This is a genomic window from Klebsiella sp. P1CD1 (genome assembly GCF_003790505.1).
Taxonomy (GTDB): domain Bacteria; phylum Pseudomonadota; class Gammaproteobacteria; order Enterobacterales; family Enterobacteriaceae; genus Klebsiella; species Klebsiella variicola.
Genome location: NZ_CP033631.1, coordinates 2,248,055 through 2,262,715, shown reverse-complemented (window position 1 = coordinate 2,262,715; position 14,661 = coordinate 2,248,055). Strand labels below are relative to the sequence as shown.

Genomic DNA, 14,661 nt, shown 5'->3' with positions numbered 1-14,661 from the left:
AAAAAGTCAGGCCAGCGCCGCCGTGTGGATCCGCCCTAAGCGGATCGCATCTAGGGCAATCATGCGCTCTTCATTGGTAGGTATAACCGCGCAGCGCACCCGGCTGGCGTCGGCGGAGATCAGGCGTTCGCCGACCGAATTCGGCTGTTGGTTGCGGGCGACGTCCATCTCAAGGCCAAAGACCGCCAGCCGCTCGCTCACCAGCCGACGGATTAGCACCGAGTTCTCGCCAATCCCGCCGGTGAAAATAATGCCGTCGAGACGCTGCAGCGCCGCGGCGTGACCGGCAATATGACGGGCGATGCGATGGACAAAGGTTTTAATTGCCAGGCGGGCGCGGGCATGGCCCTCATGCCACGCCTGCTCCAGCACCCGCAGGTCGGAGGAAAGGCCGGAGATCCCCAGCAGGCCGGAGGCGGTGTTGGCCACCCGCTCCAGGTCGCTGAGGGTCTGCCGGGTCTCCCCGGCAATCCACGCCATGGCGCCGAAGTCGACATCGCCGCTGCGGGTGCCCATCATCAGCCCCTCCAGCGGCGTCATTCCCATCGAGGTGTCCACGCTGCGGCCGTTGCGCACCGCGCAGATCGAGGCGCCATTGCCCAGGTGGGCGATCACCAGGCCGCTCTCCTGCTCCGGCAACCCGAGCAGCGCCAGGGCGCGCCGGGACACATAGCGGTGCGAGGTACCGTGGAAACCGTAGCGGCGTACCCCGAGGTTCTGGTAATACTCCCACGGCAGACCATAGAGAAAAGCTTCCGGGGCCAGGGTCTGGTGAAAGCTGGTATCAAAGACCGCCACCTGCATCACTTGCGGGAACAGCCGCTGCGCCGAGGCGATGCCGCTGAGACTGGCGTAGTTATGCAGCGGGGCCAGGGATGATACTTGGCGAATGTTATTGATAACCTCCTCGCTAATAATGACCGACTCGGTGAAGAGGTCGCCGCCGTGGGCGACGCGGTGGCCAATCAGGGCCACGCTGTCGATAAGGTCGCGTTGGGCTAATGCTCCGGCAATCGCCTGCAGGGCGCCTTCATAGCCGCGCTGCGCCAGCGCCACCGGCTCGCCGCCGTTGAGCGAGAGAAACGCCCGTTCCGCGTTGATGCCCTCGGCCACGCCGTTCAGCAGGCAGTCGCAGCTGGCGGCGTCCAGGACGGAAAATTTGATCGACGACGAGCCGCAGTTGATCACCAGTACTACCGGAAATTCAGTCATGTTGTACTCCGCGTGGCCTGAGCCGGATTAGAACAGTTTGTAAACGATGTTGAGGATGGTCAGCAGACCAATGGCGGTCACAAAGAGGTTATCGAGACGTCCACGGTATTTGGCCAGCGAAGGCGCTTTACGAATGGCGTACATCGGCAGCAGGCACAGCAGCGAGGCGATAATCGGCGCGCCCATGGCCTCAATCAGGTCGAGGATATTGGGGTTGGCATACGCCACCACCCAGGTCGAGCCCATGATGAACACCATGCTCAGGGTATTGAGCTTGCCGCTGGAGACCCGGGTTTTATCCCCTTTATAGCCGAAGCGCAGGATCAGACCGTTCAGCCCCTCGAGGGTGCCGAGATAGTGGCCGAAGAACGATTTGAAGATGGCCACCAGGGCGATGATCGACGCGCCATACTCCAGCAGGGTGGCAAACGTGGATTTGGTGCCCGACATCGAGGCAAAGTGGTTCGCCAGATAGGAGAGCACCGGGATATTCTGCGCCTTGGCGTCCGCCATGTTCTGCGGCGAGAGGGTAAACAGGCAGCTGAAGGCGAAGAACATCACCACCGCCACCATCAGCATGCTGGCCCGGGAGATGATCTGTGAGCATTTGCGTTCGGTATACTCCCGGCCAAACTGCGCTTCATACTCTTCGCGTTTGGAGACGACAAACGAGGAGACGATCGGCGAGAAGTTAAAGGAGAACACCATGATGGAGATGCCCAGCCATACCGTCACCAGAATGCCGTCGTGACCGGTTAAGGCGATATCGCTGAGGTTGACCTGCTCAATCACCGCGCTATTCCAGTAAGGGATCAGGGACAGGGAGATCACCACCAGGCTGGCGATAAACGGCCACACCAGATAGCTCATCACCTTGACCATCAGGTCTTTACCAAACCAGATGACAAACGCCATCAGCAGCAGCAGGAGCAGCGCCACCACCCCGCGGTTGAGGGCCGGCATCTGCAGCTGGTTCTCCCAGAAGGTCATAAAGGTATTGGTGATCGTGACGCCATAAATCCACAGCAGCGGGCAGATGGCGAAGAAGTACAGAAAGGTGATCACCACCCCGCCGGTTTTGCCAAAATGCTCTTCCACCGTTTCGGTGATATTGCCGGAGGGGTTAGCCCCCGACAGGCACAGCCGGGCCAGCGCCCGATGGCAATAAAAGGCGATGGGATAGGCCAGCACCAGCATCACCAGGATCGGGATCAGCCCGCCGAAGCCGGCGCGAATCGGGAAAAACAGCACCCCGGCGCCGATAGCGGTGCCAAACAGGCCCAGGGTCCAGGTGGTGTCAGATTTACGCCAGGACGAAAGGCTTGTCTGGCTGGATGCAATGCTCTCAGTCGTACTCATATCCTGTCCTCACTTATGTATTGAATTAAGCGTCAACAAAACCCGTAATTTGCGATACCCGGGAGAGATCGATATTGCCCCCGGAAATCAGGCTGACCGTTTTGCGGTTCTGGATATAGCTGTCTAGTTTGCCGCTTAATAACGCGGCGCAGGCCAACGCCCCGGCCCCTTCGGTGATCACTTTATTGCGCTGAATTAAGGCGACCATGCTCTGGCGAATGTCGTCCTCACTCACCAGGACGATGTCATCCACCAGCTGGCGGGCGATTTCATAAGTCAGTTTCCCTGGCCGGGCGACATCGCAACCATCGGCTAAGGTGCCGGCGTGGCGATGGCTGGTGATCTCCCCGGCATACCAGGAGGCGGCCATGCCGTGAACATTCTCCGACTGCACGCCAATAATGCGGATCGTCGGGTTAATGGATTTAATCGCAATCGCGATACCGGCAATTAATCCCCCGCCGCCAATCGGCACGATGACATTATCCACGTCATAAAGATCTTCTAATATTTCGAGACCAATCGTTCCCTGCCCGGCAATCACCTGCGGGTCGTCATAGGGGGGAATAAAAATACGGCCCTCAAGTTCAACAATATCGCTGGCTTTGGCGAGGGTATCGTTAAAGTTATCGCCATGCAGGACCACCTCTGCCGAATAATCACAGGTGGCGGCGACTTTCGATTTTGGCGCCCCTTTCGGCATCACCACTTTCCCGTCAATGCCGAGCATGGCGCAGGAGAGCGAGACCCCCTGCGCATGGTTGCCCGCCGAGCAGGCCACCACCCCTTTGCGTTTTTCCGCCGCGGTTAAACCGCACAGCTTATTAAAGGCGCCGCGAATTTTAAATGAACCCGTGCGCTGCATATTTTCGAATTTAAGGAATATTTCACCCTGGCAGCGTTCGCTAAAATAATTCGAGCGGGGCATGCCCGTTTTATATATTTTTCCCGCCAGGCGTTGCTTCGCTTCGAGAATATCGTCAATGGATACGGGAAGATCGTAGGTAATATGCATGATAGCCTCTGTATCTTAATATAAAGTCAATGACCGGGCGTCATCCTGCTGATAACAGCGAGGACGTGTGTTGGGTTATTTAATCAATATCAGTCAGGCAATTTCTATTGGCTGCCAGTGGCGGTTGCCCTGCCCCGAAGAGTACTGTTTCGCCATCTCCACCAGCGACGCCGCCGCGGTTTTAAGCCGGTAATTCTTCGACCATACCGCCGCATAGCGCGCTACCGGCAAGGCCTCTTTAATGGGGATGGTGACAAACTGGCTCGAGCCGAACGGCGTGGTCATGTCGCAGGGGATTACCGTCAGAAAATCGGCATTGAGTACCAGGTTATAGATCGTCACCACCGAATCGGTATTGACGATATTTTCGCGGCGGATGCCGCTGCGCTGTAGGGTGGCCAGCAGTTCGCTGTAATAGCCCATATTGGTCTCCGGCAGCACCCACTGCTCATGCTGGAGCGAGGCCAGGCGGACGGTGCCGTTGCCGATCCGCGCCCGGTTCGCCACCAGCACAAACTCAGACTCAAACAGCGGCTCGACGTGCAGGTCCTGCAGTTTCATCTCATCGCTCAGCGTCCCGATGGCGAAGTCGAGACGCCCGTCGCGGATCGCCGGCAAAAAGGCGGAGAGCTGCGCCTCATACATTGAGACCCGCGCCTTCGGGAAGGTCATTTTAAACTGATGCACCATCTCCGACATAAAGGTAAACCCGACCAGCGAAGGGAAACCAAAGGAGACATCCACCACCGCGCTGTTGGTCAGAGCATTCATTTCATTGACCATATTTTTCATTTCACGGGTGATCGCTTCTGACCAGTTGAGAAATACCTGCCCGGCCTCGGTGAGCGAGACGCCGGTATTTCGCCGGACGATTAATTCGCTGCCAAAATAACTTTCCATATCGCCAATGATTTTACTGACCGCCGGCTGAGTGAGTCCTAACGCTTTTGCTCCGGCCCCGATTGACCCGCTGCGGATCACTTCCTGGAAAACCACCAGATGCTGTGTTTTAGGCAGAGAAAAAGTATTCATCGCGTCTCACTTTCATTCCTTTGTTGACGGCGGAAAGTGTAACAAATCGCGATCACCGGGTTATGTGAGAGCTCTCACAAAGGCTCCGCCGCGGCGGATAAGCAGGAGCCACGAGTCAGAATAAGTAAATTAAAATCAACAAATTACAAGTATCATGAACGCTATTTGCGCGCCTTTTGCCGTGGCCGAATGCGGGGATAAAAATAATTGATGGCGATAACATCGACAGCGAAATGGCGATAAAAAATACGCCTTTTGTACGTTATTCGACCCGCGTTATCAGGGTGAGAAGAAAGCCGAAAATTAAATTAATGCTGTAAACAATAAAAAGCAGACGTAATAAACGCCGTTATTTAACGACAAGCCGGTCGGGCATCACATTTTATCCCCGGCGGTTGGGTAAAATGCGCGGTCATTATTCACACGATAGAAACATTAACTTCACAATTTTTCTTTTGGGTTGCGATAGGCAGCGCTGTTTTTTCCGCCATATCGCAGGCGGTCATACTTTGATTAAAATCAACCCTGGTAATTTATCTTTTACGGTGGCCGCTTGAGAGTCATTTGTGTTGCCGATCACAAATCCATAAAACAACTTCCCGGCCTCTCTTCCATAGCAACTGATTAACCAGCTTTTCACTATGCAAATGCAAATAACGTATTTGCCCTCCCCGCAGGCGCTCTGTAGTTTGAGCCAGGATCCCGGCGCCACTTTATCCGGGTCAGGACTTTATTATTCAGAGTGTTGAATTCCGCCATGATTAAATTAACGCATCTTTTTAAAACCTATCCAGGCAGCGCCCAGCCGGCCATTCGCGACCTCAGTCTGGATATTGATCATGGCGAATTCTGCACCTTCGTCGGCCCGAGCGGCTGCGGAAAAACGACTATCCTGCGGATGATTAACCAGCTGGATATTCCCGACAGCGGCGACGTCTATATTCAGGGGGTCCGCCTCGCTGACACTGATATTATCCAGATCCGCCGCCAGATCGGCTTCGTGATGCAAAGCGCTGCGCTCTTTCCCCATCGTACCGTGGCGCAAAATATCGCGACCGTGCCGCGGCTGGCGGGCTGGAGCAAAGCACGGATCCGCGCGCGGATTGACGAACTGGTGGCGCTGATGTCGCTCGATAGTCATCTGCTGCACCGCTATCCGCATCAGCTCTCCGGCGGCCAGCAGGGTCGCGTGGCCATCGCCCGAGCCATCGCCGCCGATCCGCCCATTTTACTGATGGATGAGCCTTTCGCCGCCATCGACCCGGTGGTCCGCGAACGCCTCCAGGATGAGCTCTTGCTCCTGCAGCAACGACTGCAGAAAACCATTGTATTAGTGACCCACGATATCAATGAAGCGATCCGTCTCGGCGATAAAATCGCCATTTTCCAGGAAGGCGGCGTGCTGGCGCAGTTTGATACACCCGACCGTATTCTGGCCCACCCGGCGAGCGAGTTCGTGCGCCGCTTTATCGGCCCGGAGCCCAATCTGAAGCGGCTGGGCATGATACAGGTCGGCCAGCTGCCGCGTCACGATGTCCCCCTGCTCGACGAAGCGCTGACGCCGATCGCCAGTACCCATCCACCGCTGGCCAGCCCGCTGCGTCTGGTGCTTGACCGCCAGCGACGCCCGCTGCACTGGTTCGATCCGCAGCGGGGCCTCACCCTGCCGGTGGAGCGCCCACTCGCCAGCAGCCACAGCCTGCGTTTTGCCTACAGCGCGCTGCTCGACGTGGCGACCGGCGTGCTGGTGCATGTGGATGACGAAGGCCAATACCAGGGGGCGGTATCCCACACCCTGCTGCAGCAGGTGCTCGACGGCGCGGTGGGGGTGCGATCTCATGATTGACTGGAGCTGGGTTATCGATAACCACGCGATGATCGGCGATCTGCTCTGGCAGCATGCGCGGATGGTCCTGCTGGCCCTGCTGTTCGGCTCCCTGCTCACCGGCGGCCTGTTAGCGGTGACCTTACGCTGGCCCGCGACGGCGCAGCCGCTCATCACCCTGTGCGGTGTGCTCTTTACCATTCCCTCGCTGGCGCTGTTTATTTTATTGCTGCCGTTTACCGGGCTGTCGCTGACCACCTCGCTGATTGGCCTGACGCTGTACTCCCTGCTGATCCTGCTGCGCAACGTGCTGGCTGGCATGGAGAAGCTGCCGCAGGCGGCGCTGGAGTCCGCGCGGGCGCTCGGCTACACCCGCGGGTTCCGCTTCTTCGATATCGAGCTGTGGCTGCTACTGCCCTCTCTGTTTGCCGGGCTGCGCATTGCCTCGGTGACGCTGGTCGGCCTGGTCACCGTCACTGCGCTGATCGGCCAGGGCGGGCTGGGGCAGCTACTGCTGGCGGGTTTTAATCAGGACTTTCTGACGCCGATAGTCGTTAGCCTGGTCCTGAGCCTGCTCCTGTCGCTGGTCTTTGACGGGCTGATTGCCCGTCTCGGCGACTGGCTAGCGCCGTGGACGGAATGATGACCCTGCTTCTTGCTACTTTTCACTGGCTAACCCAGCCGGAGCACTGGCTGGGTGACGAGGGCATCTTGCTGCGCCTCGGCCAACACCTTTATTACGTGCTGGTCAGTATGGCCGTGGCCTGCGCCATTGCCCTGCCGCTCGGCATCGCGCTGGGCTACTGGCGCAAAGGCGCCTTCGTGGTGATTAACCTGTTTAATCTTGGCCGCGCCATCCCTTCGTTAGGGCTGATTTTATTATGCATCATCGTTTTTGGCTTTAACGATATCCCGGTGCTGGCGGCGCTTATTGCGCTCTCGATCCCGCCCATCCTCACTAACACCTGGGTGGGGATTTATCACGCCGATCGCCCGCTGTGCGATGCGGCCATCGCGCTGGGCATGACCCCCTGGCAAAGCCTGTGGCAGGTGCGGATCCCCCTGGCGGCGCCGCTGATCCTCGCCGGTGTGCGCACGGCGCTGGTTCAGCTTATCGCCACGGCGGTGGTCGCGGCCTATGCCGGTCTGGGCGGGCTGGGACGTTTTCTGATCGACGGCCTCGGGCAGCGGGATATCCCGCAGGTGATCGGCGGCTCGCTGGTGGTTTCCCTGCTGGCGATAGGCGGTGAACTGCTTTTCGCCCGCTGCGCCGGCCGCCTGGTTCATCGCCGTATTGCCGCGCCTTATTAGCGTGAAACTGACATGACCCCAGCGCCTGGGGCTGATTAACCTGAAAATAAAAGAGGTATTATGAAGCAATTATTTGGCAAGGCCGTCACCGCCCGTCGATTTCGTCTCTCGCTGCTGGCCGCCGGGCTCTTCAGCCTGAGCGTTAGCACCTTTGCCGCCAGCGTCACGGTGGGCGGGGCCAATTTTACCGAAAGCTCCATTCTCGCCAACATCTACGCCAGCGCGTTAAAGAAAAACCATATCGAGGCCAACACCCGTCTCAACCTTGGCAACCGGGAAATTATTATTCCGGCGCTGCAGAGCGGTGAGATCGATATCGTCCCGGAATATCTTGGCGCCCTGCTCAATTTCTATAACGGCAAGACCGAGGCCACCAGCCAGCAGGCCGTTAGCGCTGAGCTGGCCCAGGCCCTGCCCGCCGATTTCACCCTGTTGAACCCGGCCCCGGCCACCTCGATCACCGCCTGGGCGGTACGTGCCGAGACCGCGGAGAAATACCATCTGCGCACCCTCTCCGACCTGAAGCCCGTCGCCCCGCAGTTGGTGATCGGCGGACCACCGGAGCTGGCGGTGCGCGCCCTGGGCCTGCCGGGGCTGAAGCGCGTCTATGGCCTTGAATTCAAAGCGGTGAAATCGCTGGACATGGGCGGGCCGCTGACCCGGCTGGCGCTCAATTCGGGCAAAATCGACGTCGCGACGGTCGTCTCCACCCAGGGCAACCTGGCGAAGGAGAAATGGGTGGTCCTCGAGGATGATAAACATGAACAACCGAGTCAGAACGTGGTGCCGCTGGTGCGCAAAGCCAGTCTGACGCCGGAGATCAGCGCCGTGCTCAATGAGGTTTCCGGCAAGCTGGACAATGCCACGCTGATTGCCCTCAACCAGCAGGTGGATCTCCAGCATAAAGATCCGGCAGCCGTCGCCGAGCAATGGGTTAATGCCAACCTCCCCCAACACTGACCGTCACCCCGCCACGGATGGCGTTCAGCCGCGAGTCCACGCTATGTCTACCCGACACATGATCCTGAACCTGTTCTTTTATAACCCGCAGGGGGATTACCGTTTCTCCTGGCGTCACCCTGACGCACCAGAAGCGGAAATATTTACCCTCAACTATTACGCCAGTCTGGCGCGCAAGGCCGAAGCGGCGACCCTCGACGCTATCTTTGTCGCCGACCATATCGCGGTGTGGGATACGGTGCCCAGCGGCCTGACCCACTATGCCAACGCCCGGCTTGAACCCCTGACGCTGCTCTCCGCCCTCGCCGCGGTGACGGAGCATATCGGTCTGATGGCCACCGCGTCGACCTCCTATAACGAACCCTATAACCTGGCGCGCTACTTTGCCTCGCTGGATTTCCTCAGTAATGGCCGGGCCAGCTGGAATGTGGTGACGTCGTGGCTGGAAGAAGAGGCGGCAAACTTCGGTCTGGAGCAGCTTCCCCGCCACGGCACCCGCTACCAGCGGGCCAGTGAATTCATCGACGTGGTCACTCGCCTGTGGGATTCCTGGGAAGATGGCGCGGCGATCTTCGATAAAGCGCACGGAGTATTCGCCGATGCCGGCAAGGTGCATCACCTCGACTATCAGGGCGAGTACTTTCGCGTGCGCGGCCCGCTCAACGTCCCTCGCCCGCCGCAGGGCCATCCGCTGCTGGTGCAGGCCGGCTCTTCAGAGGCGGGAAAAGCGCTGGCCGCCGCCTGGTCTGATATGCACTTCGTGTTTATTCACTCGATCGCCGAAGGGCTGGCCTATCGCGAAGAGATGAACCAGCGGCTGCGCCAGCACGGGCGCGATCCGGCCCATTTCAAAATTATCGCCGGGGTCCTGCCGGTGGTGGTGAACTCCAGCGAGGAAAAGGCGGCCCGCCAGCAGCTTAACGAGCAGCTGATGAGCGACCAGATGGCTATCGACCTGCTCTCCTCTTATCTTCGGATGGATCTCAGCACCCTGCCACGGGACCAACCCCTGCCGCCGCTCCCCGATGAAGAGAGCTTTGATGGCATCCGCACGGCGCTGAAGCTTATCCGCCAGTACGATCCGCGGCTCACCCTGCTGGAGTTGGGGAAATTGTTATTACAGAGTTCCGATAGCTGGCTGCTGCTGGGCAGCGCCGAGGAGATTGCCGCCGCCTTAACGGAGACCTGGCAGGCGGGCGCCGCCGATGGGTTCAACCTGATGTTCCCGCTGCTGCCGGGAGACTTTGACCGCTTTGTTGACCAGGTGGTGCCGATTCTGCAGCGTAACGGCGTCATGCGCGATCGCTACCCGCCCGGCACCCTGCGTGAAAAGCTCGGTCTGCCCGCGGTGGAAAACCGCTTCACCGCGCCGTAGCCCGACGTGGCCCGCCCCGGCACAGACCGCTGGCCGGGGCATTTTACCTATAGCTGGCTGACTCCCAGCGCCGCGGCCTCATCCCGCCACGCCAGCAGCGGCGCATAGGCCTCCCGCGGCATATCGCTATAGCCGCAGATCAGCAAGGCATCGCACAGGGGACGATAGCGCGCATCGCTCACTAACTGCTGGAGCGCCTCGCGCAGGCTATTCAGCGTCACCGCCGGAGTGGCGCCGGCGGTGATCAGCGGCAGCCCTGGCGCGGCCGGGCTCCAGCCGATCGCCACCAGGCCTGCCAGGGCCTGCGGCTGATGGCGCTGAAGCAGCGCGTAGGTCACGCAGTCGATGGCGGCGATATCGGCGTTTTCCTGCTGCAGCTCGCGCAGCGACTGCCGATGGCTGCCGCTGAACACCACCTCCGAAAAAAATCGCCCCTCCCGGGAGAGCGGCGCGACCATTTTACGCAGCACGTTGTAGCCGGACTGCGAGTGCTCGGCATTGCACGCGGCCCGACGGCCAAAAAAGTCCCCCAGCATCCGATGACTATCCGCTTCGCGGGCCACCAACAGGCTGCGGTAGCGGCGCCCTTCACAACCGGGCGCGGCGTAGTGGAAACAGCCCACCGTCTGCACCTCCGGCAGCTGGGTCACCAGCGGGTAGCCGCAGGTCTGGCTCAGCAACAGCGTCGGCTGGCGCCAGTGGTCCAGCAGATCCTCGGGGTCAGCCGCCGGAGGATCTCCCGTCACGGTCACGCCGCGTTCGGCCAGCAGCGACTGCACCGCCTGCCACAGGGCCTGGGTCTGTTGACGGTGGATGGCATACATCGGAAAGGTCATGCGTTCAGCCATGTTCTCCTCCCGCTTGCGCCTGCTCGCCAAAGCCCGGATGGGCGTTCACCGCCACCGCCCGGCGGCCAAAATGGCGTCGCCACTCGCCGTACCCACGCACCAGGAACCCCTGATTACGCTGCAGATAAGCCGTCTGGCGATGCAGATACAGCTGACGTAAAGCGTACCAGGGGACCCCTGGCAGGTCATGATGCACCGCATGGTAGTTGAGATTGAGGAACAGCACCCGCCAGGGGAGCCCGGCCTCGTTGATCACCGAGCGGGCCAGCGGGTCATCCGCGGCGCGGTGTTCGAGAAAAGAGCGCACTTTGGTCAGGGCCAGCGCCGGGTAGCTCACCGCCAGCACAAACCACAGTGGGGAAAAACCCTGCGCCGCCATCCAGGTCAGCAGGCCCGTCAGCAGCAACAGATGCAGACTCCACATGGCGATAGCGCGGCGGTCGCCCTCGCGGAAAGCCCGCAGCGCGCTGTTCAGGGTGTGAATAATATCCATCAGCGGCGCCAGCAGCAGACGCCCCCAGAAGGTGTTGCGCAGGTGGATAAGACGGCGCTGCCAGGCTGAGAAGCGCTGCCAGCTTTCCGCCGTCACATAGTACGATTCGGGGTCGTCCTCGGGGTGCGTCAGCAGATGGTTGCGATGGTGCGCCAGGTGGCTGTCGCGGTAGATGCCATAGGGATACCAGACCGCCAGCGGCAGCGTCCCCAACAGCTGGTTAAACCATGCCAGCCGGGTGGGATGCCCATGGATAAGCTCGTGCTGTAAGGACATATACCAGGTGGTAAACCAGATCAGCAGCAGCGTGGCCGGCATCAAACCCAGCGTCTGCCAGCCCGCCACGCAGGCAAACCAGCCGCCGTAAACCGTCACAATCAGCAGCCATGTCGGCAGCTCGCTGCGCCACAGCCAGCTGCGCGCCAGCTGGCGGATCAGGATGCGCTGTTGATCATCCACATAGACAGCCGTCTTCTTTTCCGTCACTTCCGATACCTTGCCGTGTTGCCTCATTCCCTCCGAAGATGTGAGATAACACGTTAAATAACAAAGTATTTAATTTACTTAGCTTTGCCAAAAAGCGCGTTTGTATTCACCGCTTTCATCAACACCTGAAACTGCGGATTAAATTCATCAAAGATTGGCAGCGCAGCGGCGCCCAGCGCGGCGGTATCGGTGCCGGTCATCCCCATTTTGACACGCTGCGCCGGCAGGTAACGCCCGCGCACAGACTGATACAGCGGCGGCAGCCGCGCCAGCACTTTCTCCAGCAAGGGGGCGGGCATCATACCGCCCACCACAACCGTCTCGGCATCGAAGACGCACTCCAGCAAATTGATCGCCTGACGCAACGGCGCCAGGATGCTGGTGATCCACTGGTCGAAAAGCGCAGCGTCCACCGACAGCAGATCTTCCGGCAGCGCGCGATAGGGGTCGAGGCCGCAAAACTCATAGGCCGCCTGCAGCGAAACATAGCGCTCAAGGCATCCCTCATTCCCGCAATAGCAAGGGCGACCGTTCGGCGCGACCACAATATGCCCGACCTCACCGGCGTTATGGGCATGGCCGGTATACACATGACCATCGGTAAAAATACCGGCGCCCAGACCGGTGCCAATATAGAGATAGACAAAAGAGTTGAGCTGCCGCGCCACGCCGTGAAAGCGTTCGCCAATGGCGGCCACCGTGGCGTCGTTTTCGAGAGTCACCGGCAGGCCGCTGAGTCGCCCGAGCTCCGCCGCTACATCGACCCCTTCCCAGCCGTTGAGCGTCGTGGGCCCCGTCGACGAGATCCCTTCCACGCCAAAGGGCCCCGGCATCACGACCCCCATCCCCAGCACCCGCGACCAGTCCAGCGTCGGCAGCGCACGGATCTCATCCAGCACCTCGGCGAGGCGGGCAAAGGTCGCACCAGGCTGGGGCTTTTGCACCAGAATGAGTCGGCGAAAATGGACCTCGCCGGCCAGATCCACCAGCACCACAATTAGCGTCTGATGATCAAGATGGATGCCAATTGACCAGGCGCTGGCGGGATTGAGGCTCACCGGCACCGCTGGCTGTCCACGGCCGCTGGCGCGCCGCGGTTGGTGGCTGGTCAGGATATCCATCTGCTCCAGCTCCGCCACAATATTCGACACGGTCTGCGGGGTCAGCGCGGTCAGCCGCGCCAGCTCGGCGCGGGTCAGCTCGCCATGTAAACGCACCGCCTCAATGATCACCCGGCGGTTATGCACCCGGGCATGTTCAAGGTTTGTACCTGATGTTTTCATCGTTTCCCTTCCAGGCTGGACTGGTGAAATTTTAGCCGGCATCACAGATCTGACAACGACCCGCGCAGGCGGGTCTTCGCGATGGCATACCCTTTGCTACGCTTAGTGCTGGGGCCCCTCGGGAGATGTCGCCGATATTGTCGCCCTGATTAAATCAATCAAATTGATTTAATAAATCATAACCCCTTTCAGTACAGCACAGCGGAGAGCAAAGATGAAATACCACAGCGCACTACGGGTCAACGCCTGTCTGCTGGCGATGCTCGTTATCAGCGGGAGCGTCAGCGCAGCGACCCAGATTAATGCCCTGTTCATGACCCAGGCGGCCTATAGCGAAAACGATATTCGCGCGATGACCAGTGACTTCGAAAAGCAACACCCTGACGTGAAGGTCAATCTCGAATTCGTCCCCTATGAAGCGCTGCACGACAAGATCGTCGCCGCCCGCGGCGCAGGGGGTAACGGCTACGACGTGGTGCTGTTCGACGCGATCTGGCCGGCGGAGTTTAGCCGCTTCGATCTGCTGCAGGATGTCTCCTCACGGATTGCCGCCGACGAGCGCGAGAAGATTTTCCCCGGGGCGATGAATACCGTGGTGTATCAAGGCAAAACCCTCGGCATGCCGTGGATCCTCGACACCAAATATCTGTACTACAACAAAGCCATGCTGGACAAAGCGGGGATCAAAACACCGCCTGCCAGCTGGCAGCAGGTAATGGACGACGCCAAAGTGCTTAAGGACAAAGGGATTGTTAAATATCCTCTGGTCTGGAGCTGGTCGCAAGCGGAAGCGCTGGTCTGCGATTACACCACCCTCGTCTCCGGCTTCGGCGGGAGCTTCTACCAGAACGGCAAGCTCGATTTTTCGACGCCCGCCTCGCTGAAAGCGGTCACGCTGATGAAAACCTCGCTCGATCAGGGGCTGAGCAACCCGGCCTCACGTGAATATCTTGAGGAGGATGTGCGTAAGGCTTTCTCCAATGGCGACGCCGCCTTTGCGCTCAACTGGACCTATATGTACAACATGGCCAACGATCCGAAACAGAGTAAAGTCGCAGGTGATGTTGGCATTGTCCCCGCCCCAGGCGATACCCCGGATAAACCCGGCGCCGTCAACGGTTCTATGGGGCTGGGCATCGCCAAAGCCAGTCAGCATCCGGAAGAGGCCTGGCAGTATATTCACTATCTGACCTCCCAGCCGGTACAGGACAAGTATGCCAAACTGAGCTTGCCGGTGTGGAAAGCCTCGTACCAGGATCCTGCCGTTGCCAAAGGCCAGGAGAGCCTGATCGCCGCCGCCGACAAGTCGTTGAACGTGATGCTCTCTCGTCCCGAAACGGCAGATTACTCGCGCCTGTCAAACACCCTGCAACAGCAGCTTCAGTCGGTACTGCAGGGTAAAGCCACGCCCGACGTCGCCCTCAAGGCGGTCGACACCAGCGCGGCCCGTCTGCGTTAAGGA

General features: G+C 59.6%; 14 protein-coding genes. 7 read left to right on the top strand and 7 right to left on the bottom strand.

Annotated elements, in window-relative coordinates; translation table 11 throughout:
• Positions 1-6: 6 nt before the first annotated feature.
• The 4 genes from tdcD to tdcA form a co-directional block, all read right to left on the bottom strand.
• Positions 7-1,212, bottom strand: a complete 1,206-nt coding sequence (tdcD, locus tag DTA24_RS11330) for a propionate kinase (RefSeq protein WP_012967795.1) — start codon at positions 1,210-1,212, stop codon at positions 7-9.
• A 27-nt stretch (positions 1,213-1,239) separates the two neighbouring features.
• The gene (gene tdcC / locus DTA24_RS11325; RefSeq protein WP_012967794.1) at positions 1,240-2,571 is read right to left on the bottom strand and encodes a threonine/serine transporter TdcC; all 1,332 of its coding nucleotides are present in this window, start codon (positions 2,569-2,571) and stop codon (positions 1,240-1,242) included.
• A gap of 25 nt (positions 2,572-2,596) precedes the next feature.
• The gene (gene tdcB / locus DTA24_RS11320; RefSeq protein ID WP_002910762.1) at positions 2,597-3,586 is read right to left on the bottom strand and encodes a bifunctional threonine ammonia-lyase/L-serine ammonia-lyase TdcB; all 990 of its coding nucleotides are present in this window, start codon (positions 3,584-3,586) and stop codon (positions 2,597-2,599) included.
• 93 nt (positions 3,587-3,679) lie between these two features.
• Positions 3,680-4,618, bottom strand: coding sequence for a transcriptional regulator TdcA (tdcA, locus tag DTA24_RS11315; RefSeq protein ID WP_008804334.1), 939 nt, complete (start codon positions 4,616-4,618; stop codon positions 3,680-3,682).
• Between the two features lie 176 nt (positions 4,619-4,794).
• On the opposite strand from tdcA, the gene DTA24_RS28100 reads away from it, so the two are divergent.
• The 6 genes from DTA24_RS28100 to DTA24_RS11290 all read left to right on the top strand — a co-directional run bounded on the left by DTA24_RS28100 (position 4,795) and on the right by DTA24_RS11290 (position 10,089).
• Complete coding sequence (locus DTA24_RS28100; RefSeq protein ID WP_055323237.1) at positions 4,795-4,938, top strand: hypothetical protein; 144 nt, start codon at positions 4,795-4,797, stop codon at positions 4,936-4,938.
• Between the two features lie 437 nt (positions 4,939-5,375).
• Positions 5,376-6,464 carry an ABC transporter ATP-binding protein gene (locus DTA24_RS11310; RefSeq protein ID WP_117130696.1) on the top strand — a complete coding sequence of 363 codons (1,089 nt, stop codon included), beginning with the start codon at positions 5,376-5,378 and terminating at the stop codon, positions 6,462-6,464.
• On the top strand, positions 6,457-7,086 hold the full coding sequence (locus DTA24_RS11305; RefSeq protein ID WP_012967792.1) for an ABC transporter permease: 630 nt from the start codon (positions 6,457-6,459) through the stop codon (positions 7,084-7,086). The genes DTA24_RS11310 and DTA24_RS11305 overlap by 8 nt, the downstream gene beginning before the upstream one ends.
• Entirely contained in the window at positions 7,086-7,754 is a 669-nt protein-coding gene (locus DTA24_RS11300; RefSeq protein ID WP_004203269.1) for an ABC transporter permease, read from the top strand. The genes DTA24_RS11305 and DTA24_RS11300 overlap by 1 nt, the downstream gene beginning before the upstream one ends.
• A gap of 60 nt (positions 7,755-7,814) precedes the next feature.
• A complete protein-coding gene (locus DTA24_RS11295) occupies positions 7,815-8,714 on the top strand; it encodes an ABC transporter substrate-binding protein (protein ID WP_023297855.1) in 900 nt (299 codons plus the stop codon).
• On the top strand, positions 8,692-10,089 hold the full coding sequence (locus tag DTA24_RS11290) for an LLM class flavin-dependent oxidoreductase (RefSeq protein WP_306810967.1): 1,398 nt from the start codon (positions 8,692-8,694) through the stop codon (positions 10,087-10,089). Before DTA24_RS11295 ends, DTA24_RS11290 begins: the two co-directional genes overlap by 23 nt.
• A gap of 47 nt (positions 10,090-10,136) precedes the next feature.
• Here DTA24_RS11290 and DTA24_RS11285 read toward each other — a convergent pair whose 3' ends face one another.
• From DTA24_RS11285 to DTA24_RS11275, 3 genes are all read right to left on the bottom strand, one after another.
• Positions 10,137-10,937, bottom strand: a complete 801-nt coding sequence (locus tag DTA24_RS11285) for a phosphate/phosphite/phosphonate ABC transporter substrate-binding protein (protein WP_046881636.1) — start codon at positions 10,935-10,937, stop codon at positions 10,137-10,139.
• Positions 10,930-11,916, bottom strand: a complete 987-nt coding sequence (locus DTA24_RS11280) for a fatty acid desaturase (protein ID WP_032730714.1) — start codon at positions 11,914-11,916, stop codon at positions 10,930-10,932. Before DTA24_RS11280 ends, DTA24_RS11285 begins: the two co-directional genes overlap by 8 nt.
• 74 nt (positions 11,917-11,990) lie before the next feature.
• Complete coding sequence (locus DTA24_RS11275) at positions 11,991-13,199, bottom strand: ROK family transcriptional regulator (RefSeq protein WP_039103940.1); 1,209 nt, start codon at positions 13,197-13,199, stop codon at positions 11,991-11,993.
• A 214-nt stretch (positions 13,200-13,413) separates the two neighbouring features.
• On the opposite strand from DTA24_RS11275, the gene DTA24_RS11270 reads away from it, so the two are divergent.
• Positions 13,414-14,658, top strand: coding sequence for an extracellular solute-binding protein (locus tag DTA24_RS11270; protein ID WP_008804325.1), 1,245 nt, complete (start codon positions 13,414-13,416; stop codon positions 14,656-14,658).
• Positions 14,659-14,661 lie beyond the last annotated feature (3 nt).

What these genes read in the sequence shown, in the direction of transcription:
- DTA24_RS11270 (WP_008804325.1), top strand. Translation starts at nt 13,414, where the DNA reads ATGAAATACCACAGCGCACTACGGGTCAACGCCTGTCTGCTGGCGATG.
- tdcA (WP_008804334.1), bottom strand. Translation starts at nt 4,618, where the DNA reads ATGAATACTTTTTCTCTGCCTAAAACACAGCATCTGGTGGTTTTCCAG.
- DTA24_RS11275 (WP_039103940.1), bottom strand. Translation starts at nt 13,199, where the DNA reads ATGAAAACATCAGGTACAAACCTTGAACATGCCCGGGTGCATAACCGC.
- DTA24_RS11290 (WP_306810967.1), top strand. Translation starts at nt 8,692, where the DNA reads ATGCCAACCTCCCCCAACACTGACCGTCACCCCGCCACGGATGGCGTT.
- tdcC (WP_012967794.1), bottom strand. Translation starts at nt 2,571, where the DNA reads ATGAGTACGACTGAGAGCATTGCATCCAGCCAGACAAGCCTTTCGTCC.
- DTA24_RS11305 (WP_012967792.1), top strand. Translation starts at nt 6,457, where the DNA reads ATGATTGACTGGAGCTGGGTTATCGATAACCACGCGATGATCGGCGAT.
- tdcB (WP_002910762.1), bottom strand. Translation starts at nt 3,586, where the DNA reads ATGCATATTACCTACGATCTTCCCGTATCCATTGACGATATTCTCGAA.
- tdcD (WP_012967795.1), bottom strand. Translation starts at nt 1,212, where the DNA reads ATGACTGAATTTCCGGTAGTACTGGTGATCAACTGCGGCTCGTCGTCG.
- DTA24_RS11285 (WP_046881636.1), bottom strand. Translation starts at nt 10,937, where the DNA reads ATGGCTGAACGCATGACCTTTCCGATGTATGCCATCCACCGTCAACAG.
- DTA24_RS11295 (WP_023297855.1), top strand. Translation starts at nt 7,815, where the DNA reads ATGAAGCAATTATTTGGCAAGGCCGTCACCGCCCGTCGATTTCGTCTC.
- DTA24_RS11310 (WP_117130696.1), top strand. Translation starts at nt 5,376, where the DNA reads ATGATTAAATTAACGCATCTTTTTAAAACCTATCCAGGCAGCGCCCAG.
- DTA24_RS11300 (WP_004203269.1), top strand. Translation starts at nt 7,086, where the DNA reads ATGACCCTGCTTCTTGCTACTTTTCACTGGCTAACCCAGCCGGAGCAC.